The organism is Candidatus Foliamicus sp. (assembly GCF_965221325.1).
Classification (GTDB): Bacteria; Pseudomonadota; Gammaproteobacteria; order Steroidobacterales; family Foliamicaceae; genus Foliamicus.
This window is the reverse complement of the sequence record NZ_OZ244880.1, coordinates 2,260,077-2,283,448: the sequence shown is the minus strand read 5'-3', so window position 1 is coordinate 2,283,448 and position 23,372 is coordinate 2,260,077. Positions and strand designations below refer to the sequence as shown.

Genomic DNA, 23,372 nt, shown 5'->3' with positions numbered 1-23,372 from the left:
TCAGGCAGCGCTTCGTTGGCTGGTGTGGGTACTGGAGCTGCGCAGCAGCTTGGCAAGGTAGCGTCCGGTGTGCGAGCGCCGAACGCGGGCAACATCCTCCGGCGTACCCGCCGCCAGCAGTTCGCCGCCGGATTCGCCGCCCTCCGGCCCTAGGTCGATAACCCAGTCGGCGGTCTTGATCACGTCCAGGTTGTGCTCGATCACGACCACCGTGTTGCCGCCGTCGCGCAGCCGGTGAAGCACCGCCAGGAGTTGCGCCACGTCGTGGAAATGCAGGCCGGTGGTGGGCTCGTCCAGCACGTAGAGAGTGCGTCCGGTGGAGCGCTTGGCCAGCTCCCGCGACAATTTCACGCGCTGCGCCTCTCCGCCGGAAAGCGTCGTCGCGCTTTGGCCCAGGCGGATGTAGCCCAGGCCCACATCGAGTAGCGTCGCCAGCCTTTGCGCCACCTTTGGCACGTTGGCGAACACTTTAGCCGCCTGCTCCACGCTCAACTCCAGGACTTCATGAATGTTCAGCCCCCGGTAGCGGATTTCCAGCGCCTCGCGCCCGTAGCGCCGCCCCTCGCATACGTCGCAGGGCACGTAGATGTCGGGAAGAAAGTGCATTTCCACCTTGATCAGACCACCGCCTTGGCACGCCTCGCAGCGGCCGCCGCGCACGTTGAAGCTGAAGCGCCCGGGCTTGTAGCCGCGCGCCCGCGCCTCCGGGACGAGGGCGAACAACTCGCGGATAGGCGTGAACAACCCGGTGTAGGTGGCCGGATTGGAGCGCGGCGTCCGCCCGATCGGATCCTGGCTGATCTCGATCACACGGTCGATGCGCTCGCAACCCCGCAGCGACCGCAACTTGGCGCCGGCATGAGGCTTGCGGTCAATTGCGGCCGCCACCGCGGGAAGCAACGTTTCGTTCACGAGCGACGACTTTCCGGAACCGGACACGCCGGTCACGCAGGTCATCAATCCGAGCGGCAGTGTCACGTTAAGCGCCTTGAGGTTGTTCATGCTGGCGCCTTCGATGGCGAGTACGCGGTCGGGTTGGGGCGCGTGCCGCACTGTCGGCACAGCGATGCCGCGCGCGCCGCTCAGGTATTGCCCGGTCAGGGAGGCCGTCTCGCGTTTGATCTCTTCGGGTGACCCCTGCGCCACCACCTGGCCGCCATGCGCCCCTGCTCCGGGCCCCAGATCGACGATATGGTCGGCGCTGCAGATCGCCTCCTCGTCGTGCTCCACCATCAGCACCGTATTGCCGAGATCCCGCAGTCGCTTGAGCGTGTTCAGCAAGCGTTGGTTATCCCGCTGATGCAGGCCGATGCTGGGTTCATCGAGCACATACATCACGCCCACCAGTCCCGAGCCGATCTGACTGGCCAATCGGATTCGTTGCGCCTCGCCGCCCGACAGCGTCTCGGCCCGCCGGTCAAGATTCAGGTAACCCAGCCCCACATCGGCCATGAAGCGGAGCCGCTCGCCCAGCTCGCGAATGATGCGTTGGGCGATTTCCTGCCGCCATCCCTTGAGCTTGAGCGAAGCGAAAAAGTTCAGGGCAGCGTCCACGCTCATGCCGCTCAACTCCGAGATCGAGCGGTCCGTTACCATCACGTTGCGCGCCGCTTCGTTGAGGCGGGCGCCGTCGCAGTCCGGGCAGGGCGTGGAGCCGAGGTAGCGCGACAGTTCCTCGCGTACACGGTGAGATTCCGTTTCGCGGTAGCGCCTTTCCATGTTGGGTAGAACTCCTTCGAAGGTGCGCGTACGCGTGAACTTTCGGCCCGTGGCGAAGCGGTAGGTGAACTTGATACGCGTTCGGCCGCTGCCGTACAGCACGACTTGGCGAATTTTCGCGGGCAGGGTCTCGAAAGGAATCTCGGGATCGAAGCCATAGTGGCGGGCGAGGCTCTCCAGGGTGCTGTAGTACCAGGCGTTGCGCCGGTCCCAGCCGCGCACGGCACCGCCCGCCAGGCTCAGGTGCGGACGCACCACGCGTTCGGGATCGAAGAATCGCTTTGAGCCCAGTCCGGCGCAGGACTCGCAGGCGCCGGCGGGATTGTTGAACGAAAAGAGTCTCGGCTCCAGTTCCGGGATGGCGAAATCGCACATGGGACAGGCAAAGCGGCTGGAGAACAACAGGTCTGCCTTGTCCGGTTCGTCAATGAACCCAATCAACGCCACGCCGTCGGCAAGCGTTAGCGCGGCCTCGAAGGACTCGGCCAGGCGCTGGCGCAATTCCTCGCGCACCCGCAGTCGGTCCACCACCACCTCGATACTGTGGTTGCGGCGCAGGTCCAACTCCGGCGGGTTGTCCATTTCGCACACTTCGCCGTCCACCCGAGCCCGCACAAAGCCACGCGCCACGAGGTCGGCGAACAACTTGCGGTGCTCGCCCTTGCGGTTGCGCACTACCGGCGCCATCAGGTTGATGGCCGTGCCCTCGGGAAGCTTCAGTACCTCATCGACCATTTCGCTGATGGTTTGCGCACTCAGTTCGCGCTGGTGCCGTGGACAACGGGGTACGCCGGCACGCGCGAACAACAGGCGCATGTAGTCGTAGATTTCCGTTACCGTCGCCACCGTGGAGCGCGGGTTGTGCGAAGCCGAGCGTTGTTCGATGGCGATTGCCGGCGAAAGCCCTTCGATGTGGTCCACATCCGGCTTGCTCATCACGCTCAGGAACTGGCGGGCATAGGCCGAAAGCGACTCTACATAGCGCCTTTGACCCTCCGCGTAGATCGTGTCGAACGCCAGCGACGACTTGCCCGAACCCGATAGCCCGGTAATCACGATAAGCCGGTCGCGCGGCAGCGACAGGCTGACGCCCTTGAGATTATGGGTGCGCGCCGAGCGGATGCGGATTTCACTCATGGCAGCCTGCCAATATACCCTCGCGGCCCCACGCGGCGAAACCCGCCCCTCGGCCGCCCTTTTCAAGGGTCGCGCTGCAATGCGAGCCTTGCGGTTGCGCAGGCGCCAAGCACTGTCCACTTGCGCCTACGCAGGGCGAGCGGTGGAATTCCCTGCGGCAATCGGTACGGCCACATGCAATTTTGCGTACTGCGCCCAATATGGGCGAAACGCACCGGAATTCTTGCCGCGACGGCCACGACCGCGAGGACAAGTGATGGCAAAATAGTCCGCCACCCTTTCCCGAGCGGAGAGGGAACGTTTGGGAGAGTGAGGAATGCGTGGAGTAAACAAGGTAATTCTGGTCGGCAACCTGGGGCATGACGTGGAAGTTCGGCAAATGACGAACGGTAATCCGGTGGCGAATATCCGCATCGCCACCAACGAGCGGTGGACCCGCCGGGACACCGGCCAGGTGCAGGAACACACGGAGTGGCACAACGTAGTGTTGTTCGGACGGCGCGCCGAGCTGGCGCAGCAATACCTGCAGAAAGGCTCGCGTATATACGTGGAAGGCCGCTTGCGCACACGTTCCTGGCAGGACCGCGACGGAAACGAGCGGCGCAGCACGGAGGTCGTGGCCGACGACATGCAGTTTCTGGATCGCCGCGGCGAAGGCGGCGATTTCGAGCAGCGCCGCGCGGGCGGGGGAGCCGGCGGCGGGCAGCGTGGCGGCTATGGCAATGGCAATAGCAATGGCAATAGCAATGGCAATCTGGGCGACAGCGACATGGATGACGAGGTTCCCTTCTAGGGTTCTTTCGCGCAGCGGGACAGGACACCAGGTTTTAGAGATTCATTTGCAGCTTGCGCAGAGTCTTCGAAAGTGTGAGCGGCGGTATCGCCGCATGGGATTGATAGGGGTGCTTCAGACATGAGCGGCAAGCTCTACATTCGCACTTTCGGCTGCCAGATGAACGAGTACGATTCCGCCCGCATGGCGGACGTGCTGCGCGAAAGCGATGGATTCACGCTCACCGAGAATCCCGAAGAAGCCGACGTGGTGCTCATAAACACCTGCTCGGTGCGCGAGAAGCCGCAGGAGAAACTGTTTTCAGAGCTGGGGCGCTACAAGGCCCTCAAGCGCAAGCGTCCCGGACTCAAGATCGGCGTAGGCGGCTGCGTGGCGAGCCAGGAAGGCGCGGCCATCGGCGATCGGGCGCCTTATGTGGACGTGATCTTCGGCCCGCAAACTCTGCATCGGCTTCCCAAACTCCTCAAGTATTCGTCGGCCGGCGGCGAACCGGTAGTCGATGTGGCTTTTCCCGCCGAAGAAAAATTCGCTTCTTTGCCTTCGCCAAGGGCCGCCTCTCCGGTCGCCCACTTGTCGGTTATGGAAGGGTGCAGCAAGTACTGTTCGTTCTGCGTGGTCCCGTACACCCGCGGCGAGGAAATCAGCCGGCCAGTGGCCGACGTGCTGGCCGAAGCGATTCAACTCGAACGGCAGGGCGTACGCGAAATCAACCTGCTAGGCCAGAACGTGAACGGCTACCGCGGACCGGCCCCGGCCGGCGGCCTTGAGGATCTTGCGGGGCTGATCCGTTACATTTCACGGCTTGAAGGCATCGGCCGGATTCGCTTCACCACCTCGCATCCGATGGAGTTCGATGGCCGGCTGATCGAAGCCTATGCCCGCTTCGACAAACTGCCGTCCTACTTGCACCTGCCTGTGCAAAGCGGTTCGGATGCAGTGCTGGCCCGAATGAAGCGGGGCTATACGGCGGCCGAATACCGCGACAAGATCGAGCGCCTGCGCCGCGCCCGGCCAGGGATCAGCGTTGCCTCCGACTTCATCGTGGGATTCCCGGGCGAGACTGAGGAAGAGTTTGCTGAAACTCTGGCCTTGATCGAGGAAGTCGGGTTCGATCAGTCGTTCAGCTTCGTGTACAGCGCAAGGCCCGGTACGCCCGCAGCACGCATGGCCGATCCGGTGCCCGAGCAGGTAAAGCTCGCCAGGCTCAAGCGCCTGCAGGCACTGGTGTCCGAGCAGGCACGCCGTATCTCGCGCAGCATGGTGCATACACGGCAACGCGTTCTGGTGGAACGCAAGGCTCGGCGCGGCGAGGGACTGATCGCCGGCCGCACCGGCAATAATCGATGGGTAAACTTTGATGCTCCGACAGCATTGATCGGACAGTTTGTTGACGTGGTGATTACAGAAGCGCTTCCCAATTCGCTGCGCGGCCGGCTGCTGCCGGAATCCCTGGCCGCTTGAGGCTTTCGCGCGTCCTGAACAGCGAAACGCACACCATGGAGGTTGTCCTCCTGCCCGCGAATAACGGCGCGCTGGCCAACCTGTGCGGCGAACTCGACAAGCACCTCAGGCAAATCGAGCAGGGGCTTGGTGTGCGCATTTCCAGCAAGGGCAACCGTTTTCGGGTGCGGGGCGTGGAAGACGCCGCCCGGGCCGGCGTCGCGGCGCTGAACGAGTTGTATCGCATGGCTGCGGACGAATCGCTGGACGCGGCTCGCATTCAGGCCTGCCTTAGCGAATGTGCGCAAGTGGCTGATGGCGTCAAGGCCAACGGACGCAGCGAAGTAGCCGATGACAAGGGTGTGATTGCGGCAAAGGAAACTGATGAGGACATGCGCCTGATCGTGGATACTCCGCGTCTGCGCGTGCGGCCGCGAGGCGCCAACCAGCGGCGCTACGTGAAGGAGATTCGCGCCCGGGACCTCACTTTCGGGATCGGCCCGGCGGGCACCGGAAAGACCTGGCTGGCCGTAGCCTGTGCGCTGGAGGCGCATCGGGCGGGTCAGGTTCAGCGCATCGTGCTGGTGCGCCCTGCGGTCGAGGCCGGCGAACGCCTGGGTTTCCTGCCCGGCGATCTCGCCAGCAAGGTCGATCCCTATTTGCGGCCGGTATATGACGCGCTCTACGCGATGCTGGGCGCGGAGCGGGTGGCGCAGTGGGTGGAGCGGGGAATCATCGAAGTGGCGCCGCTGGCCTATATGCGCGGCCGCTCACTGAACGGCAGCTTCGTGATTCTCGATGAAGGTCAGAACACCACGCCGGAGCAAATGAAAATGTTTCTGACCCGTTTCGGCGCCGACTCTCGCGCCGTGGTCACGGGTGATATCACCCAGGTGGACTTGCCGCGCGCCAGCGAGAGCGGTCTGCGGCACGCCTTGAAGATATTGCACTCCGTTACCGGCATCGCTGCCGTGCATTTCTCCTCCCGCGACGTGGTTCGGCATGCCCTGGTGCGCCGCATTCTGGAAGCCTACGAAGGCGCACAGCAGACGTGATCAGGGTTGCCGTGCAATACGCCGCAAATTGTGCCCCTGATCCCGCGGCGCAGCTCTCCGGAGCCACCATTCGCGCCTTGGCAAGAGCCAGCCTGGCGGAGTATGCCGGCGAAGGAGAGGTGACCGTGCGACTGGTGCACGAAGCCGAGAGCCGCGCGCTCAACCGAACCTGGCGCGGCATTGACCGGGCCACGAATGTGCTGGCTTTTCCGGCGGATCGTTCCGTGGGACAGATCGGCGATATCGTGATCTGTCTGCCGGTGGTTCATTCGGAGGCAGCGGAGCGCGGGTGCGCGCCGGCCGCACATCTCGCTCACATGGTCGTGCATGGCTGCCTGCACCTGGCCGGGCACGACCATAAGGAACCCCAGCAGGCTCAGGCCATGGAGTCGCTTGAGTCCAGCCTGCTGGAACGGGCAGGCTGGCCCGATCCCTGGGCGGAGGTCCCGGCGTGAGCGGCGCGCGCAGCCTCCTGGGCCGGCTGCGCGGACGCGGGCGGCCTACCCGCGCCGGCATTCCGGCGCTGCTCGGCGAGTTGCGCGACGAGGGCGAGATCAATGCCGGCGAAAAGACCATGATCGAGGGCGTGCTTGAAGTTTCCCGCCGCGAGGTACACGAGGTCATGGTGCAGCGTTCGAGCATGGTGGTTCTGCGCCTGGACGACAGCCGCGAACAGATGCTTTCCACCATCATTGACTCTGGACACTCGCGCTTTCCGGTGATCGGTGACGACCCGGATCAGGTGGTGGGCATAATTCTGGCCAAGGACCTCCTGCGGGCAATGACCGAGGCGCCTGGCAGCCGTTTGGAAATCAAGCCACTGCTGCGACCCGCCACGCTGATTCCCGAGTCCAAGCGGCTGGACGCCGTGCTTGACGAATTTCGGCGCGGGCGCAATCATTTGGCAGTGGTAGTGGACGAGTACGGCGGCACCGCCGGTCTCCTGACCATCGAAGATGTACTTGAGCAGATAGTCGGCGAAATCGGTGACGAGCACGACCCGGAACAAGCCCCGGAGCTCGTGAGCCAGGAAGACGGCAGCTATCGGGTAAGCGCCCAGATGCGCATTGGGGATTTCGACGAACAGGTGGGAACGCAACTCGATACAGGGGATTTCGACACCGTTGGCGGTCTCGTCATGCATCGGCTTGGCCGTCTGCCCAGGGTCGGCGAAAGAGTGGATGCCGGCGGCTGGCGCATCGAAGTTGTCGCAGCCGATCGCCGCCGCGTCAAACGCCTGAAGGTCAGCCGTGCCTGATCTGGACGCACGCAATGTGAAGCAAGCAACCGCGCCTTCGGGCGCTGGGAGAAATCCGGCATGAGGGATACGCGTAGCAGCCCGGCGTTCACGCTTGTTGCCGGCCTGTTGGCCGTTACCTGGCTGGGCGCCGCGGACGCGGCCGAAGAACTTGGATTGCAACAGGCGATCGAGCGAACCTTGGCTCACAATCCGGAGTTGGTGGCATTCGGCTACCAGATCGAAGCTTCGCAGGGGCGCTTGACGCAATCGCGCATCCCGCCCGCCCCGCAACTGGAATTGGAAGCGCAGGACTTTCTCGGCACCGGCGGCGTGAGCGGCGTCGGCGGCGCGGAAACAACCTTGAGCTTGGGCTGGGCGCTGGAGCGCGGCAAACGGCAAAGCTACATTGCGGCCGCCCGCGCCGGCATTTCGGTGCTTGAGGCCGAGGCGGAGATCCGGCGGCTTGATGCGGCCACCCTGGCGGCGCTGCTGTACCTGGACAACCTCGAATTTCAGGAGCGCTACGCGCTTTCGCAGCAAGCTATCGAGGTGGCGGAACAGACCGTGGCCGTGCTGGAGCAGCGTGTCGCGTCGGGCGCCGATGCGACTGCGGATCTGGCCAGAGCGAAGGCGAATCTGGCCAGGGCACGGTTGTATTGGGCGGACATGGAGCACGACCTCACGAATGCCCGGCATTTGCTGGCCGCCCAGTGGGGACAGTTGCAGCCGGACTTTTCGGGCGTGCTCGGCAACTGGCGGGAATTGCCGCCGCTGCCCGGCTTCGAGGCGCTGGTGGAGCAGCTCGACCGCTCGCCGGATTTGGCTGCCTACGTGAGTCAGCGGCGGCTGCGCGAGGCGGAACTGCGGCTTGCCGAACTGCGCGCGAGGCCCGATTGGCGCGCCAGCGCCGGCATCCGGCGTCTTGAGGCGCAGGACGATTACGCGTTCACCTTCGGCCTGACGATTCCGTTCATGGCCGGGCAACGCAATCAAGGACAAGTACGCGAAGCGCAAGCCAACCTGGCGCAACTGACTGCCGAACAGGCCGCAACGCGAGTGCAGGTCGAGGCGAAGTTGTTCGCCATCCATCACGAGATGAAGCACAGTCTGATGCGCGCCGAGGCGCTGCGCGACGAAGTGCTGCCCGCCCTGCGCGTGGTCGCCGAGCAGGCGCGAGAGGGCTACGAGGCGGGCCGCTTCAGCCTCCTGGAACTGCAACAACTTGAATCGGAAATATTGTCCACGCGCTCCGAATTGGTGCAGGCGGCGATAGATGCCCGCCGCCAACAAATGGAAATCGAACGGTTGACGGGCGCGATAATGCCGCGGCCGAATAGTTGAGGAGATCTGTGATGCGAAGAACGGCGACAGCTTTGCTCGTTTCCGCTGCCATGCTGTGGAACGGCGGCTGTGCCGTTCCCGATGAGCATGAGCTTGAGGAGGCGGGACACCACGGTGATGAGCACGAGGCCGAGATGCCGCGGGGCGCGCATGGCGGGCGCTTGCTTGTTGATGGCGATTTCGTGCTTGAGCTTAGCCTTGTGGAGTCGGGGCCGGCGCCGCTCTACCGCGCCTGGGCGAGCCGCGGCGGCGCGCCACTTGCTCCGCAGGATGTTGAACTCAGTGTAACGCTCAACCGGTTGGGCGGCGTCAGGCAGGAAGTTGACTTCCGCCCGCAGGGCGAGTTTCTGGGCAGCGACACGGTGATCTACGACCCGCACTCGTTCGATGTAACGGTCGTGGCCCGCCACGGCAATGCCGTGCATCGTTGGCAATTCGAAAGCGTCGAGGGGCGAACGCGCATCGCCCCCGATATTGCCGACGCTTTCGGCCTGGAGATAGAACGGGCGGGCCCAGCGACAATCCCGGAAACGGTACGTGCCTATGGCTGGGTCGTTCCGGACGCCGAGCGATCTCGACGGATCTACGCGCGATTCCCCGGCACTCTGCAATCGGTGGAAGCGTCAGTGGGTGATCGCGTGCGCAAGGGGCAGACCTTGGCCACCGTGGAGAGCAACGACAGTCTGGCTCTCTATTCCATAGCCGCGCCCATAGACGGCGTCATCACGGAGCGCCACGCTCATCCTGGCGAGCAGACAGCCGGCCGCGCGCTATTGATGCTGATCGATACCGCGCAGGTTTGGGCGGAGTTTGCCGTATTTCCCGGTGACCGCGCGCGGGTGCGCCTGGATGCGCCGGTGCGCGTCACCGCGATGGGTAGCGCGCTGGAACAGACCGCCCGAATCAGCTACCTCGGGTCCGTTGCGCGCCCCGATCAATCGGTCGTGGCCCGGGTAACGCTGGCCAATCCTGGTGGCGTACTCGTGCCCGGAATGTACGTAATCGGCGACATCGAGGTTGCGGTCCACGAGGTGGAATTGGCCGTGAGGCGCGAGGCATTGCAGAGTTTCCGGGACTTCACGGTGGTCTATGCGCAGTTCGGAGATCAGTACGAGGTTCGGATGCTGGAGATGGGCCGCCGTAATGCCGAGTGGGTCGAAGTGCTCGGAGGCTTGGCGCCCGGCACGCCGTATGTCACGGCCAACAGCTACCTGGTGAAAGCCGACATCGAAAAATCCGGCGCGGCCCACGATCACTAGCCTTAGCAGGCCCAAGGCTCCGAACATGCTGGCCAATATTATCCGCCTGTCTCTGTCTCGCCCCAGCTTGGTGTTTCTTGCGCTGCTGGTCGTGGCGGGGCTCGGCGTCTGGAATTTCAGCCGCTTGCCGATCGACGCCGTGCCCGACATCACCAACGTGCAGGTGGTGATCAACACCGCTGCGCCCGGCTATACGCCGCTCGAGGTGGAGCAGCGGATCACTTTTCCGCTGGAAACCGCCATGGCCGGGATGCCGCGGCTGGACTATACCCGCTCCTTGTCCCGCTACAGCTTGTCGCAGATCACTGTGGTGTTCGACGATGGCACCGACATCTACTTCGCGCGCCAGCAGGTAGCCGAACGCCTCAACGCCTCAAAGTCCGAGTTGCCGCCGGGCCTGGAACCCGAACTGGGGCCCATCGCCACCGGCCTGGGCGAAATATTCATGTTCACCGTGGATGCGGAACCCGGCGCCACCAACCCGGATGGTTCGCCGGTCACGCCCACCGATCTCCGCTCGGTGCATGACTGGATAATCCGCCCGCAACTTCTGAGAGTTCCGGGCATCGTGGAGGTGAATCCCGTGGGCGGGTTTCGCAAGGAGATCCTGGTGGCGCCCGACCCGGCCAAGATGCTCTTCCACGGACTCGCCTATGACGACATCGTGCATGCCCTGGAGCGGAACAACGCCAATCGAGGCACCGGGTTCATCGAATACAACGGCGCCCAGTGGCTGATGCGGATGCCCGGCCAGGCGGAAGACGCCGAGGCTCTGGGAGGGATTGCGCTGCGCAGCGCCGATGGGGTGCCTCTGCGCCTGCGCGATGTCGCCAAGGTGGAAGTCGGCCGGGAGTTGCGCAATGGCGCGGCCACCCAGAACGGCCGCGAGGTGGTCATGAGCACCGTATTCATGCTGATCGGCGAGAACAGCCGGGAAGTGGCCCGGGGTGCGGCCGCAAGGCTGGAGGAAGTCCAGGCCAGCCTGCCGGAAGGGATCACGGCCACCGCGGTTTACGACCGCACCAAGCTGGTGGACAAGACCTTGGCCACGGTGCGCACCAACCTGGTGGAAGGCGCGATCCTGGTGATTGCCGTGCTGTTCCTGTTTCTCGGCAACATCCGCGCGGCTCTGCTGACGGCGGCGGTTATCCCCATCGCCATGCTGATGACCGTTACGGGCATGGTGCAAAGCCGCGTGAGCGCCAACCTGATGAGTCTGGGAGCGCTCGATTTCGGCCTGATCGTGGACGGCGCCGTCATCATCGTCGAGAACTGCCTTCGTCGCCTTGGACAGGCCGACCTCGAAACGTCGACGCTCAAAAAACGGCTTGAGATCGTTTCCAGCGCAACCAGCGAGGTGATCCGCCCGGCCTTGTTCGGCATGTTCATCATCACGGCGGTCTATATCCCCATCTTTGCCCTCACCGGCATCGAAGGAAAGATGTTCCATCCCATGGCGACGACCGTCGTCATTGCGCTGGTCAGCGCCATGCTGTTGTCGGTTACTTTCGTTCCGGCGGGAGTCGCGCTGCTGGTTCGCAGGCCGGTGAAGACCAGGAGAAATCGCTTCGTGGGGGGCGCTCAAGCCCTCTACCGTCCGCTGCTGCTGGTCTCCTTGCGGTTTCGGTGGCTGGTGGTCAGTCTGGCGCTGGCGTTGGTCCTGCTATTCGGTTGGCTGGCCACTCGCATGGGAGCGGATTTTGTGCCTAGCCTCGACGAAGGCGACATCGTGATGCATGCGCTACGCATTCCCGGAACTTCTCTGGAGCAGGCAGTGGAGATGCAGGCGCTGCTCGAAGCCGAAGTTCGCCGGCAGCCCGAAGTGCAGTGGGTTTTCTCCAAGATCGGCACCGCCGAGGTCGCCGCCGACCCGGTTCCGCCCAGCGTGGCGGATGTATTCGTCATCCTCAAGCCCCGCGAGCAGTGGCCCGATCCGGACAAGCCCAAGGCCCGGATCGTCCGGGAGCTGGAGTCTCGCGTCACGCCTTATCCCGGCAACCAGTACGAATTCCTGCAACCCATACAAATGCGCTTCAACGAGTTGATAGCCGGCGTGCGCGCCGAACTCGCGGTGAAGGTTTTCGGCGACGACTTCGACACCCTGATCGAATTGGGGGAATCCATCGAGTCGGCGGTCAGTGGTATTCCCGGCGCCGCCGATATCCAGGTCGAGCAGGCCACCGGACTGCCGGTGCTTACCCTGGTGCCCAACCGCGAGGCGCTGGCCCGCTACGGCATGCCGCTGACTGCGCTTCAGGACACGGTCGCGACTGCGCTGGGTGGCACTACCGCCGGGCAGATTTACGAAGGCGACCGCCGGGTGAATATCGTGGTGCGGCTGCCGGAGGAATTGCGTTCGGATCCGGACAGCTATGCAAGTTTGCCCGTTGCCTTGCCGGGTGGCGGTTTTGCGCCGCTGGGCGCGTTGGCCACCATGGAGTTGGCCACCGGCTACAACCAGGTCAACCGCGAAAATGGCAAGCGTCGCGTTGTCGTCACGAGCAATGTGCGCGGGCGTGATCTGCGGTCTTTCGTGGATGATGTGCGCCGAGCGATTGAAGCTCAGGTGGAAGTGCCCTCGGGCTATTGGCTGGAATACGGCGGCACCTATCAGAACCTCCAGTCGGCCGCCAACCGGCTCAGCATCGTGGTGCCGGCGACTCTGGTGTTGATTGCGGGATTGCTGGCCGCGGCGCTGGGCACTTTCCGCGACACCGGCGTGATCTTCACGGGAGTGCCCCTGGCGCTCACCGGAGGCGTTCTGTCGCTGATGATTCGCGGCATCCCGTTTTCGATTTCGGCGGCCGTGGGCTTTATCGCGCTGTCCGGCATCGCGGTTCTCAATGGATTGGTCATGGTCACCTTCATTCGGTCTCTGCGACAGCAGGGCATGGCGCTTGACGACGCCATCGTGGAGGGTGCGCTGGTGCGTCTGCGACCGGTATTGATGACGGCTTTGGTGGCGTCGCTGGGATTCGTGCCCATGGCGCTGAATACAGGCATCGGCGCCGAGGTGCAGCGGCCATTGGCCACGGTGGTGATCGGCGGCATCATTTCTTCCACCCTGCTGACCTTGGTGGTTCTTCCGGCGCTGTATCGCCTGGCGCACGGCAGGGAGAAGCCCGCCGCGAGTTGATGCAATGCCTCGGGCTATGCCCTGGCCAGTATCTCCTGGGCGGCGCGCTCGCCGCTCTCCAGCGCGGCTTCCATGCCGAAGTCCACGCGCCGGGCGTGTTCGCCAGCGAAATGCAGGCGATGGTGCGGGACGATCATCTCCTGCGCGAATTGCGTGATCTGCCCTGGAGCGAACATGTGTCGGCAGCCCTGCACCAGACGGTTGTTGCGCCATCCGTACAGCGACAGAAAACGCAACTTGCCCCGTGTGGATGGTCGGATTCGGGCAATCTCCGATTCGATCAACGCCAGGGCTTCGGCATTAGGCAGTTGGTCGATGCGCGCCGCCGAAGGCCCGGTAAAGATCACCGAGAATGTGTGTTTGTCGATCCCGGGCTTTTTGACCACGGCCAGAGTCTGAATCGTTTCGTCGGTGAAGAACGAGGGTTCCAGGCCGTCCGCCTCCCAATAGGGCTCCTCGACCACTCCGAAGGCGCGGGTGGTTCCGCGGTTGCGCAGCCGGAACACCGCCTCGGCCTGTGCGCCTTCGAACCGCGGCGTAACGGAAATGTTGCGCAGGGTTGAAAACGGGACCGCCGAGACCACGAAATCGGCCCGGTAGCGGCTACCGTCCAGGCAGCGCACATCGGCGCCGGACTTCGACATCGCGATTTCCGCCACGACTTTCTGCGTACGCACCCGGTCGCCCAACTCCGCGGCGATGGCCTCGGGAAGGCGCGATGTGCCGCCCTCGATGGTGCGCACCGCAGGCACGCTTTCGTCTTCATCCTGGCCACCGATCAGACCGAAAGGCGAGTCCGCTTCGGCGGCGACGGTTCCCGCGTAGCTGGCGTCGAACTCGGTGCGCTTGCGTTCCTGCATGAGCGCCAGGCTGGATGATTGCAGGATGTCCATGGTCTTGCTGGCCAGCCGCAAGGCCTCCGCCGACACTCCGTTTTTCCGGAACAGCTCTCGCACCGAAACATCGTAGGCATTGAAGTTGCCGGATAACCAGTCGGTCAGGTTTTCGAGCGGGTTCAATTCTGTAATGAATCGCGTCCCCACCATTAGCGGAGGAGTGCGCCTTTCGCTTTCCGGCATCTTGTTGACATCGGAGGCGGGCCAATCGCTGGAGGACACCCATGTGCCATGCACGTAGTTCGACATGGGTAGCAGCGACCGGCGGTCGGGAATCAGCTTCACGTTCAGGCGCGAGCACAGATAGAGGGCTCTGGCATACGAAGGACCGACCTCGCTCGCCCCATACTCCGGGCGCGTTTCCACCCCATCGGCTGTGAATGCCCGCCCACCGATTCGCCGGGAGCCCTCCAGCAGCAGCACGTCGACGCCGAAATCGGCCAGCGATAGTGCGCAATAGAGCCCCGACAACCCGCCGCCAATCACGATCGCCGAGGTTTTCTCGGCCGTTGGCGCGCCGCTGGCACGTAGCGGATAAGGCAGTGCAAGCGCGGGAAGGGACAGCACGCCCTTCAGGACTTCCCGTCGCCTTGTTTTCATCGCTGCCCTCCGTCCCGCTTCCGGCCACTTGCCGGGACGCCCCGACTCAGCAGCCGCTTCGCCGCCGGCAAGGCCATGCCCGCAAGCAGGCACAGTATAACGATGGGTGCGTCGCCATAGCGCGCGTAGAAGGTTGATCCCGATAGCCGGGGTACGAGCGCATCGAGGTAAGCCGCTTCGTATTTCGGCAGGCGCGCCCTTATGTTCCCTGTTGGATCTATGACCGCGGTGATTCCGGTGCCGGTTGTCCGCAACAAATATCGCCCTGCCTCCATTGCTCGCATGCGCGCCATGTCCAGGTGTTGTTCGAGGGCTATCGTGTCGCCGAACCAGCCATCGTTGCTCACGTTAATCAGCACTTCCGCCCAAGGCGTCCAGGCGCGTTGCTGGTTGCCGAAGGCCGCTTCGTAGCAGATGCTGGCGCCGCAAATCGCCTCGCCTGCCCGCAGCGGCGCTTGTGTGGGCGGGCCGGCGAGCAGATCGCTGGCCGGCAGGCGCATACGCAGCAGCCAATCCCGCACCGCATCGGGAACCGGAAAGAACTCCCCGAAGGGCACAAGGTGCGACTTGTGATACACGCCCTCGCCCTTGCCCAGCACAATCAGGGAATTGAATCTGCCGTTGCCCGTGTCGGTGAGAATACCCAGCGCCAGCGCGATATCGCGTTCGCGCGTCAGGCGGTCCATCTCTTCAAGGTAGTCCGCCATCGTCTCGCGGGTGGACGGAATTGCGACTTCAGGCCAGATTATCAGCTCCGGGCGCACTGCCGGCACGTCCCGCCATGGGCGGGCGAAGCTCAGCGTCTCGTAGGTCAGCAGGGTAGGTTCGAATTCTTCCGGGAGCCACTTGCGTTCCTGCGGAATGCCGCCCTGCACCAGGCGCACCCGCAAATCGCCGATGGCGCTTATGTCCGCCGCCGGGGCCGGCAGTTGTCCCAAGCCGGCGACGCCGCCCAGCAGAACAAGCAGCATCGCGGCCCTGAACAACACGCCAGAGTGCGAGCGCAGGACAATGAGGCAAGCCCCTGCCAACGCGGCCGTAAGCCACCCGACCAGGTAAACGCCGCCCAGCGAAGCCAGGGTCGCCGGCCACTTGCCGGCGAACACGGGACCGGTGAGGTAGCCGGCGCTGAGCCATGGAAATCCCGTGAACGCCCAGCCTCGCAGCCATTCCGTCAGCGTCAGCACCGAGGGCAGAATCACAAGCGGCGCCAGCCAGCTTCGATGTGGAGCAATCCGCGCAGCCCAATAGCCGCCTATTGCGTACCAGCAGGCCATGACCGAGGCGAGCAGCACGACCAGCGCCACCGCCAGCGCAATAGGGCCTTCATTAACGATGCGAACGCTGTGGTAGATCCAGTGACAAGCGCCCGAGAAAGCGATCAGGCCGAACGCAAAACTGCCCGCGGCTGCGGCCTTGGGAGATTGCCGGGCCTGCGCGTCCGTCCACAGCGACAGGAGCAGGGTCAGCGCGGCTATGCCGGCCAGCCAGCGCAGCACTGGCCACGCTGCATAGACGCTATAGGCAGTCGCCCACAAAAGCCCGCCCGCCGCGCCGGTCAATAGTGCCTTTCTCACCGCTCGCTAGTCCGGGCGCTCCCCCGCCGTGCTGGGTTAATCGCCATGCTATGCTGCGATGCGGAGGCCGTAATGGCGTCCTACCGCGAATTGGGGAATCGCATAGATGGCTTTGGCAATTGTAGTGGCAGCGCTCCTGGCTTCGCTCGCGCCACCTGAGGCGTTGGCGGCGGCGGGGACACAAGTACAGGAAGCACTGCCCGGTGACGAATTTCAGGAATGCGAGCATTGCCCGCGTATGCTGGTGGTGCCACCCGGCGAGTTCGTGATGGGAACGGAAGGCGGCGAGGTAGGCAGGCCGGATGGGCCGCCGCACCTGGTGCGTATTGCCCGACCGTTCGCCATCGGCAAGTTCGAGGTCACCAACCGGGAATTCGCCGCGTTTGTTGCCGACTCCGGATACGAGACGACTCCGCCTTGCGCGGTGCGCGATGGCGACGGGTGGCTGCTGCATTCCGAAGCGCACTGGACCGACCTGCGCACCGGGCAGGCGTATCAGCCGGAGCATCCGGTGGCCTGCGTGAATTGGCTGGACGCGCGCGCCTACGTCGCTTGGCTGGCCGAGAAAACCGGCCAGCCCTACCGGCTGCCCAGCGAGGCCGAATGGGAGTATGCGGCGCGCGGCGACGCCAGCGGACGATTCGCATGGGGCGACGATCCGCTAGCAGCCTGCGCATACGCCAATGTCTATGACATCAGCGCGCAAGCCGCGCACGGCTATAGCTGGCAGGCTGCCGATTGCGACGACGGGTTTGCAAAGCTGGCGCCGGTGGGCCGGCTGCAGGCGAACGGCTTCGGGCTGCACGACGTGGCGGGTAATCTCTGGGAGTGGGTGGAGGATTGTTACGAGGCGCCGTATCCCGCCCATATTCCCGCCGATGGGTCGGCCTACAGTCCGCTGCCGGGCCAGTGCGAGAACCGCAGTGTGCGCGGCGGGAGCTGGACAAGCCGCATAAGCCGCCAGAGTCTCTATTTCCGGGGGCGCGACCCCGAAGATCGTCGCTACTCGATCTTCGGGTTTCGCGTGGCCCGTTCACTTGAAGAGCCACACGATTCGGAGCAATAGCATGACAACCAACAATCGATTCATACTGCTTTCGGTCCTCATCGCGGGGCTTGCCATCCAAGTTGCTTTGGCGCAAGAAGCGGCTCCGGAAACGTTCCAGGACTGCGATCACTGCCCGGAGATGGTAGTGGTGCCGCCTGGCGCGTTCGTCATGGGCAGCGAGGACGCAGTGGACGAACGCCCCATGGGACCGCCGCGCGCAGTCCGCATCGCCCAACCCTTTGCGCTGGGCAAGTACGAGATCACCAATGCGCAATACCAGGCCTTCACGTCTGCCACCGGTTACGAGATGGAACCCGGCTGCCGTGGCTACATCGGCGACGAATGGGCAATGGACCCGGAGGCGCATTGGACCGATCTGCGCCTGGGTCAAGAGTGGCAGCCGGAGCATCCCGTAGCCTGCGTGAGCTGGCTCGACGCGCGCGCCTACGTGGCCTGGCTATCGGAAACCAGCGGCCAAACCTACCGGCTACCCAGCGAAGCCGAGTGGGAATACGCGGCGCGCGCCGGTTCGGGTGAGTTCTATCCCTGGGGCGAAGATCCCCACCAGGGCTGTACCTACGCGAATATGTACGACATCAGCACCGACGCCGTGCATAACTTCGGCTGGCCGCGAGTGAATTGCGACGATGGCTTTTCGACGCTGGCGCCGGTGGGCCGGTTCCAGGCTAACGGCTTCGGACTTCACGACGTTACCGGCAACCTCTGGGAATGGGTGGAGGACTGCTACGAAGTGCTCTATTCGGACGCCATGCCGGTGGATGGTTCGGCGTACGGACCGCCGCCCGGCCAGTGCGATAACCGCAGCGTACGCGGCGGAAGCTGGCTGACGAATTATCCCTGGCAGCGCGTAACGTTCCGCGGCCGCGACCCCGAAACAGTGCGCTACAGTTTCTTCGGCTTCCGCGTCGCCCGTTCGCTCGCCGAAAGCGAACAGGAGTGAGATTCGCTAACCGCGCAAGACCGTACTGACGAACGTGTTGGGAGGGCTGGGTCCAATTTTCGCCACAACGCGTCTGCATCGAATGGCGCCATTTCTGCTCTTCTCCCTCGGCTTGGCTGCAGCAGTCCAGGCGGAGGGCAGCGGCTCGCAAGCGGCATTTCTCGACTGCGGCGGTTGCCCGGAGATGATCGTGGTGCCTGGCGGCGAGTTCGTCATGGGCGCGGAGGGCGGTGAAGAGGGCCGGCCGGAAGGCCCGCCTCGGGAAGTCCGTATCGTTCGCGACTTTGCAATGGGCAAGTTCGAGGTAACGAATGGACAGTTTGCCGCCTTCGTCTCCGCTACCGGCTACGAGGCCGGCAAGGGTTGTCGCGGCAAATTCGAAGGCGAGTGGCAGATTCATCCGGAGTCGCATTGGGCGGACCTGAGGCTGGGCCAGAACCCGGAACCCGATCATCCCGTAACCTGCGTGAGTTGGCTGGCTGCGCGGGCTTATGTCGATTGGCTCGCTCGGACCAGCGGCCAGCCCTACCGCCTGCCTACGGAAGCCGAATGGGAATACGCCGCGCGGGCCGGAGCAGTAGGCCGATTCACCTGGGGAGAGGGTCCGCACCAGGCCTGCGCATACGCCAACGTATATGACGCAAGCGCGGTACCCGTACACGCTTTCGACTGGCAGGCAGCGGATTGCGACGACGGCTTTCCGACACTGGCGCCGGTGGGGATGTTCCAGCCCAACGCCTTTGGCCTCCACGATGTGGCCGGCAATGTGTGGGAGTGGGTTGAGGACTGCTACGTAGAGCCCTATACGTCCGAACTACCCACGGACGGTTCGGCGGTTGCGACGCCGCCTGGCCAGTGTGATCGCCGAAGCGTGCGAGGCGGTAGCTGGATTACACGCCCCGACCGCCAGCGGCTGACCTTCCGCGGCCGCGACCCCGAAGAAATCCGCTACAGTTTCTTCGGCTTCCGCGTCGCCCGCTCCCTCACCGCCACGGAAGATTAGCCACTCCGGCGTAGCCTTTTCTTCTTGCGTACCCCAGGCGCAAACCAGGCGCCAATGCGAGGAAGTATAGGACTCAGTTTACAGGTCCGGCCATGCCTTCACTCGTGAGCATGTGCAGATTCGCGGCAGCCTTCGCCTAAGGCCCCCGGAATCTGATGAGATATCCGGGGTAAAATCGCATTTATCATCATTTTCCAGCCGTTAACTGCGGTTTATTATCTTTTCGCGTTGAATCATGGTCGATAACTCAATACTTTCACCCAAACAGGTCGTAGATTCGATGCCGGAAGCGTTTGTTTCGAGTGCCCGCATCAGCAACGAAGTCTCGCGGCGTGTCCGGGGCGGGCGCCTGCGTAAGCTGGCAACGCGCCTTTACACGCGCAACTTCGAGGACGTGCCTGAACGCATCGTGCTGCGCAATCTATGGGCCATCGTCGCGGGCTATTTCCCAGGCGCACTAGTGGCGGACCGGACCGCTGTTGAACTGCAGCCGGCGGTCGACGGCTCGTTGTGCTTAGTTGCGCCGCGTGGCAGGGATGTCAAGCTGCCAGGCGTGATCTTGCGTCCCCGCCGCGGCGCGCCGCCTCAAGACAATGATCGCCCCTTCATGGGTCAGCACTTGTTCTTGAGTTCAACGGCCCGTGCCTACCTCGATAATCTGGTTCCTTCGCGGGGTCGCGGCAACCGGCTGCCGCGAACGATTCCACGCAGTGAAATTGAAGAGCAATTGGAGAAATTGCTTGCTTCAGCCGGAAATGAGGCGCTCAGCCGGTTGCGCGATGATGCCCGCCGAGTCGCTGCCGCGCTCGACAGAACCCGGCAACACGAGGAACTAAACCGCATTATTGGGGCGTTGTCCGGAACTCAGGAAGCGCGCCTGACGGGTCGCCGTGCCCGTGCCCGTGCTCGCGGGCAGGCGTACGATGCCGAGCGGATTGTAATGTTCGAAGAATTGTTCTCGACCTTGCAGCAAACGTCGGCGCCGACAATCCGCCCGCCCGCCCGCGACGGGGTAGGTAGCGCCACGCTGGCATTCTTCGAAGCCTACTTTTCCAACTACATTGAAGGAACTCAGTTCGAAGTTGAGGAAGCCGCGAATATTGTGTTCCGCGGGCAAATCCCGCGACAGCGCCCCGCTGATGCGCACGACATCTTGGGCGTTTGGCAAATCGTGTCGGATGCCTCCGAGATCCGGCGCGTGCCGAAGACTGCTGACGAGTTGATTGATCTCCTACGCAGCCGTCATGCCCTGGTGCTTGGCGGACGCCCCGAAGCATTTCCCGGTAGCTTCAAGACCGCGACGAACCGAGTCGGGGGCACCGTCTTCGTGGCGCCCGACGCGGTTCTCGGGACGCTAATGCGCGGCTTTGATATACATTGCGGGCTGGATGCGGGATTTCATCGGGCTGTGTTCATGCATTTTCTGATTTCCGAGGTCCATCCGTTCGCTGACGGGAACGGACGGCTGGCGCGGATCATGATGAATGCGGAGTTCGCGGCTGTGAACGAAGAGCGTATTGTCATTCCGACGGTCTATCGCGAGAACTATATTTCTGCCCAACGGGCTCACTCCGCCGGAGGCGCTGCGGTGCCTTTGGTGCGTGCGTTGGATTTCGCTTGGCGGTGGACGGCAGCGGTGCGCTGGACTACGTTGGAGGATACGGTCGCAGAATTGACAACCTGCAATGCTTTTGAAAACGAGGCAACCGCAGCAGCCAAAGGGGTGCGTCTCGCTATGCCGGGGAAAGAAACCCAGGTTGAATGGGGCGAGTCCAAGCGCTTCCCAAGTGTGAACAGCAGCGATTAATCAGGCTATCAGCCGTCCGCCCGTCTTTTCGCCAGATAGACTCCGTAACCGTAGTAGTCACGGTACTTTTGATAAAGGGCGATTTCGCGTCTTTCCATTTCGACGATGGCCTTCGCCCGATCACTTTGGCCGTGACGTTTGAGGAACGCGGCAAAGCGGCCCTGCATGGGGCAATAGTAATTCTCAAGCCAGCAATGCGGCGGCAAGACGAAGTAAGCCACTGGGTTGTAGCCATGCCGCTCAAGGGTTCCGAGCTTCGCGGAAGCAACGTCAATCTCCGGGTATTCCGCTTCCCAGTAGGACTGGATCTCCCGCGGCCGCGTGGCGCCGAGCCAGGTAATCTCTGAAACAACGAGGCTTCCTCCGGGCTTCAGGAATCGCTTCCAGGTCGACACGCCGGCCTCGAAGCCCATGTTGCAAATGGCCCCCTCGGACCATATCACGTCGTATTCCCCCTCCGCGAACGGCAGGGCATCCATTGAACAGTTCAGCGTGGTGACCCTGTCCGCCACCCCATGGGTTTTCGCTCTGGATTCAAGCTCGTGGAGAAATTCCGGCAGTAAGTCCACGCCGGTGATTACAGCGTTCGTCTCCCTGGCAAGGAGGATCGCCGATGCGCCTGTGCCGCAGCCTATATCCGCGATCTTCAGCGGGCGCGACCGATCGAGTCCGGTCAGTTCAAACGCCCGCCTTGTTTCCTCCTCCCCTCCCGGCCCTTGCCGTTCCGCATGCCGGTGGAGGCTCATGAGCAGCTGGAAATCGCTCATATTGGCGTGTCGGATAAAGCGCTCTAGACGAAACTTCCAGAGCCGATCCGAGCTAACGTAGTGACTCCTATTGAGATCACCGAGGTCAGGCGGCCTGCTCGTAGCCGAGCACTGCTTTGGTTTCGAGGAATTCCTCGAGGCCTTCCGGGCCGGATTCGCGGCCGTTGCCGGATTGCTTGTAGCCGCCGAACGGGGCGCTGCTGTCGCCCGATTGGCCGTTCAGGCAGACCTGACCGGCGCGCAGTTGCGCGGCAACGTTGCGGGCCTGTTCGAGGTCTCCGCCCCATACGTAGGCGGCCAGGCCGTAATCGGTATCGTTGGCGATGGCGATTGCTTCGGCCAGGTCCTGGTAGGGAATCACGCATAGCACGGGGCCGAAAATCTCCTCGCGGGCGATTGTCATGTCATTGCTCACGTTTCCGAACACCGTCGGTTTGACGAAGTATCCCTTTTCGATGCCATCGGGCTTGCCCGGGCCTCCGGTCGCCAGCGATGCGCCTTCCTCGACACCCTTGCGGATCAGCGCCTGGACCTTTTCGAACTGGGCTTCGCTGACCAGCGGCCCTAAGGTGGTGCTTTCGGATTTGGGGTCGCCGATTCGCGCCTTGGACGCGGAGGCCACTGACAGCGCCACGGCTTTGTCATGGAGGCTGGCTGGCACCAAGAGACGGGTTGGAGCGTTGCACGACTGACCGGTGTTCATGCACACACTGCGCATGCTGCTGACCACGCCATGTTCCAGCGAGGCCTCGTCAAGGATCAGGCTGGGTGATTTGCCGCCCAATTCCTGGCTGACCCGCTTGACCGTTCCAGCCGCAGTGGCGGCCACCGCGATTCCTCCGCGGGTGGAGCCGGTGAACGAAACCATGTCGATGCCGGGATGAGCGGCGATGGCTTGACCCACCCCCGGCCCGTCTCCGTTGACCACGTTAAAGACACCGGCCGGCACTCCGGCGGCGGCGACTATCTCGGCGAAGATCGCGCCGCTGAAGGGGGCTATCTCGCTCGGCTTCAGCACCATCGTGCAGCCGGCGGCCAGCGCTGGCAGCACCTTGAGCGCGATCTGGTTGACCGGCCAGTTCCAGGGCGTAATGAAACCGCACACGCCTATCGGCTCGCGGCGAATCAGCGTGCCGCCGCGCTGCTCCTCGAAAGCGAAGTTCTCCAACAGCCGCCGGACGGCCTTGGCGATCACTACGCCCATCGCCGCCTGCGCCTTGGTGGAAAGACGCTTGGGCGCGCCCATTTCCGCGGTAATGGCGTCCGCCATATCGTCGTAGCGCGCCTTGTAGGCGTCGATAAACGCGTCGATCAAGTCGAGGCGTTCCTGTTTGCCGGTTTGCGAATAGCTCAGGAACGCCTTGCGCGCCGCTGCCACGGCGCGATCGACATCCACAGCGCTTCCGATTGAAATCACGCCGGCGGGTTCCTCGGTGGCCGGGTTGATTACGGTCAACTCCCGCGTCTCGCTGGCATCGACCCACTCGCCGCCGATGAAGAATTTGCGATACTCGTACTGTGCCATCGCCCCTCGGCTCCTTTCGTATCGGTAACGGATTGGAGGATACACCGCTGCCGCGCCCCGTGCTATCC

The 23,372-nt window shown here is 63.5% G+C and carries 17 protein-coding genes; 12 read left to right on the top strand and 5 right to left on the bottom strand.

All coding sequences use genetic code 11. The features are described 5' to 3' along the window. Nucleotides 1-2,856, bottom strand: a complete 2,856-nt coding sequence (uvrA, locus tag ACWCOO_RS09810) for an excinuclease ABC subunit UvrA (protein ID WP_446830797.1) — start codon at nt 2,854-2,856, stop codon at nt 1-3. A gap of 316 nt (nt 2,857-3,172) precedes the next feature. On the opposite strand from uvrA, the gene ACWCOO_RS09805 reads away from it, so the two are divergent. The 8 genes from ACWCOO_RS09805 to ACWCOO_RS09770 all read left to right on the top strand — a co-directional run bounded on the left by ACWCOO_RS09805 (nt 3,173) and on the right by ACWCOO_RS09770 (nt 13,120). After that, nucleotides 3,173-3,649 (top strand): single-stranded DNA-binding protein, encoded by a 477-nt coding sequence (locus ACWCOO_RS09805; protein ID WP_446830796.1) that lies wholly within the window; start codon nt 3,173-3,175, stop codon nt 3,647-3,649. Nucleotides 3,650-3,769: 120 nt separating this feature from the next. Further along, nucleotides 3,770-5,110 (top strand): tRNA (N6-isopentenyl adenosine(37)-C2)-methylthiotransferase MiaB, encoded by a 1,341-nt coding sequence (miaB, locus tag ACWCOO_RS09800; RefSeq protein ID WP_446830795.1) that lies wholly within the window; start codon nt 3,770-3,772, stop codon nt 5,108-5,110. Nucleotides 5,111-5,124: 14 nt separating this feature from the next. Then, the gene (locus ACWCOO_RS09795) at nt 5,125-6,144 is read left to right on the top strand and encodes a PhoH family protein (protein ID WP_446832043.1); all 1,020 of its coding nucleotides are present in this window, start codon (nt 5,125-5,127) and stop codon (nt 6,142-6,144) included. 11 nt (nt 6,145-6,155) lie between these two features. After that, entirely contained in the window at nt 6,156-6,599 is a 444-nt protein-coding gene (ybeY, locus tag ACWCOO_RS09790; protein ID WP_446832042.1) for an rRNA maturation RNase YbeY, read from the top strand. Further along, nucleotides 6,596-7,402, top strand: coding sequence for an HlyC/CorC family transporter (locus ACWCOO_RS09785; RefSeq protein ID WP_446830794.1), 807 nt, complete (start codon nt 6,596-6,598; stop codon nt 7,400-7,402). The genes ybeY and ACWCOO_RS09785 overlap by 4 nt, the downstream gene beginning before the upstream one ends. Nucleotides 7,403-7,462: 60 nt before the next feature. Beyond that, entirely contained in the window at nt 7,463-8,725 is a 1,263-nt protein-coding gene (locus ACWCOO_RS09780; RefSeq protein ID WP_446830793.1) for a TolC family protein, read from the top strand. An 11-nt stretch (nt 8,726-8,736) separates the two neighbouring features. Then, a complete protein-coding gene (locus ACWCOO_RS09775; RefSeq protein ID WP_446830792.1) occupies nt 8,737-9,984 on the top strand; it encodes an efflux RND transporter periplasmic adaptor subunit in 1,248 nt (415 codons plus the stop codon). 25 nt (nt 9,985-10,009) lie between these two features. Continuing rightward, the gene (locus ACWCOO_RS09770; RefSeq protein WP_446830791.1) at nt 10,010-13,120 is read left to right on the top strand and encodes an efflux RND transporter permease subunit; all 3,111 of its coding nucleotides are present in this window, start codon (nt 10,010-10,012) and stop codon (nt 13,118-13,120) included. A gap of 14 nt (nt 13,121-13,134) precedes the next feature. Here ACWCOO_RS09770 and ACWCOO_RS09765 read toward each other — a convergent pair whose 3' ends face one another. Then, nucleotides 13,135-14,616, bottom strand: a complete 1,482-nt coding sequence (locus ACWCOO_RS09765; protein ID WP_446830790.1) for a flavin monoamine oxidase family protein — start codon at nt 14,614-14,616, stop codon at nt 13,135-13,137. Further along, nucleotides 14,613-16,193 (bottom strand): apolipoprotein N-acyltransferase, encoded by a 1,581-nt coding sequence (lnt, locus tag ACWCOO_RS09760; RefSeq protein WP_446830789.1) that lies wholly within the window; start codon nt 16,191-16,193, stop codon nt 14,613-14,615. The genes ACWCOO_RS09765 and lnt overlap by 4 nt, the downstream gene beginning before the upstream one ends. Nucleotides 16,194-16,299: 106 nt before the next feature. Between lnt and ACWCOO_RS09755 the strand changes: the two genes are divergently transcribed. The 4 genes from ACWCOO_RS09755 to ACWCOO_RS09740 all read left to right on the top strand — a co-directional run bounded on the left by ACWCOO_RS09755 (nt 16,300) and on the right by ACWCOO_RS09740 (nt 21,012). Continuing rightward, nucleotides 16,300-17,259: a formylglycine-generating enzyme family protein gene (locus ACWCOO_RS09755; RefSeq protein WP_446830788.1), complete on the top strand. Its 960-nt coding sequence runs from the start codon at nt 16,300-16,302 to the stop codon at nt 17,257-17,259. Between the two features lies 1 nt (nt 17,260). Continuing rightward, a complete protein-coding gene (locus tag ACWCOO_RS09750) occupies nt 17,261-18,202 on the top strand; it encodes a formylglycine-generating enzyme family protein (protein WP_446830787.1) in 942 nt (313 codons plus the stop codon). An 82-nt stretch (nt 18,203-18,284) separates the two neighbouring features. Continuing rightward, nucleotides 18,285-19,205: a formylglycine-generating enzyme family protein gene (locus ACWCOO_RS09745; RefSeq protein ID WP_446830786.1), complete on the top strand. Its 921-nt coding sequence runs from the start codon at nt 18,285-18,287 to the stop codon at nt 19,203-19,205. 235 nt (nt 19,206-19,440) lie between these two features. Further along, entirely contained in the window at nt 19,441-21,012 is a 1,572-nt protein-coding gene (locus ACWCOO_RS09740) for a Fic family protein (protein ID WP_446830785.1), read from the top strand. 8 nt (nt 21,013-21,020) lie between these two features. Here the strand turns inward: ACWCOO_RS09740 and ACWCOO_RS09735 are convergent, their stop codons facing one another. Together ACWCOO_RS09735 and ACWCOO_RS09730 are read right to left on the bottom strand one after the other, a co-directional pair. Then, on the bottom strand, nt 21,021-21,779 hold the full coding sequence (locus ACWCOO_RS09735; protein WP_446830784.1) for a methyltransferase domain-containing protein: 759 nt from the start codon (nt 21,777-21,779) through the stop codon (nt 21,021-21,023). An 85-nt stretch (nt 21,780-21,864) separates the two neighbouring features. Beyond that, nucleotides 21,865-23,304, bottom strand: a complete 1,440-nt coding sequence (locus ACWCOO_RS09730) for an aldehyde dehydrogenase family protein (RefSeq protein WP_446830783.1) — start codon at nt 23,302-23,304, stop codon at nt 21,865-21,867. Between the last annotated feature and the right edge of the window lie 68 nt (nt 23,305-23,372).

Bases quoted from the DNA above. Each gene is read 5' to 3' on its own strand.
- ACWCOO_RS09765 (WP_446830790.1), bottom strand. From the start codon at position 14,616: ATGAAAACAAGGCGACGGGAAGTCCTGAAGGGCGTGCTGTCCCTTCCC.
- ACWCOO_RS09780 (WP_446830793.1), top strand. From the start codon at position 7,463: ATGAGGGATACGCGTAGCAGCCCGGCGTTCACGCTTGTTGCCGGCCTG.
- ACWCOO_RS09775 (WP_446830792.1), top strand. From the start codon at position 8,737: ATGCGAAGAACGGCGACAGCTTTGCTCGTTTCCGCTGCCATGCTGTGG.
- ACWCOO_RS09730 (WP_446830783.1), bottom strand. From the start codon at position 23,304: ATGGCACAGTACGAGTATCGCAAATTCTTCATCGGCGGCGAGTGGGTC.
- ACWCOO_RS09735 (WP_446830784.1), bottom strand. From the start codon at position 21,779: ATGAGCGATTTCCAGCTGCTCATGAGCCTCCACCGGCATGCGGAACGG.
- ACWCOO_RS09805 (WP_446830796.1), top strand. From the start codon at position 3,173: ATGCGTGGAGTAAACAAGGTAATTCTGGTCGGCAACCTGGGGCATGAC.
- ACWCOO_RS09745 (WP_446830786.1), top strand. From the start codon at position 18,285: ATGGCGCCATTTCTGCTCTTCTCCCTCGGCTTGGCTGCAGCAGTCCAG.
- ACWCOO_RS09755 (WP_446830788.1), top strand. From the start codon at position 16,300: ATGGCTTTGGCAATTGTAGTGGCAGCGCTCCTGGCTTCGCTCGCGCCA.
- ACWCOO_RS09770 (WP_446830791.1), top strand. From the start codon at position 10,010: ATGCTGGCCAATATTATCCGCCTGTCTCTGTCTCGCCCCAGCTTGGTG.
- ACWCOO_RS09740 (WP_446830785.1), top strand. From the start codon at position 19,441: ATGGTCGATAACTCAATACTTTCACCCAAACAGGTCGTAGATTCGATG.
- uvrA (WP_446830797.1), bottom strand. From the start codon at position 2,856: ATGAGTGAAATCCGCATCCGCTCGGCGCGCACCCATAATCTCAAGGGC.
- ACWCOO_RS09750 (WP_446830787.1), top strand. From the start codon at position 17,261: ATGACAACCAACAATCGATTCATACTGCTTTCGGTCCTCATCGCGGGG.
- miaB (WP_446830795.1), top strand. From the start codon at position 3,770: ATGAGCGGCAAGCTCTACATTCGCACTTTCGGCTGCCAGATGAACGAG.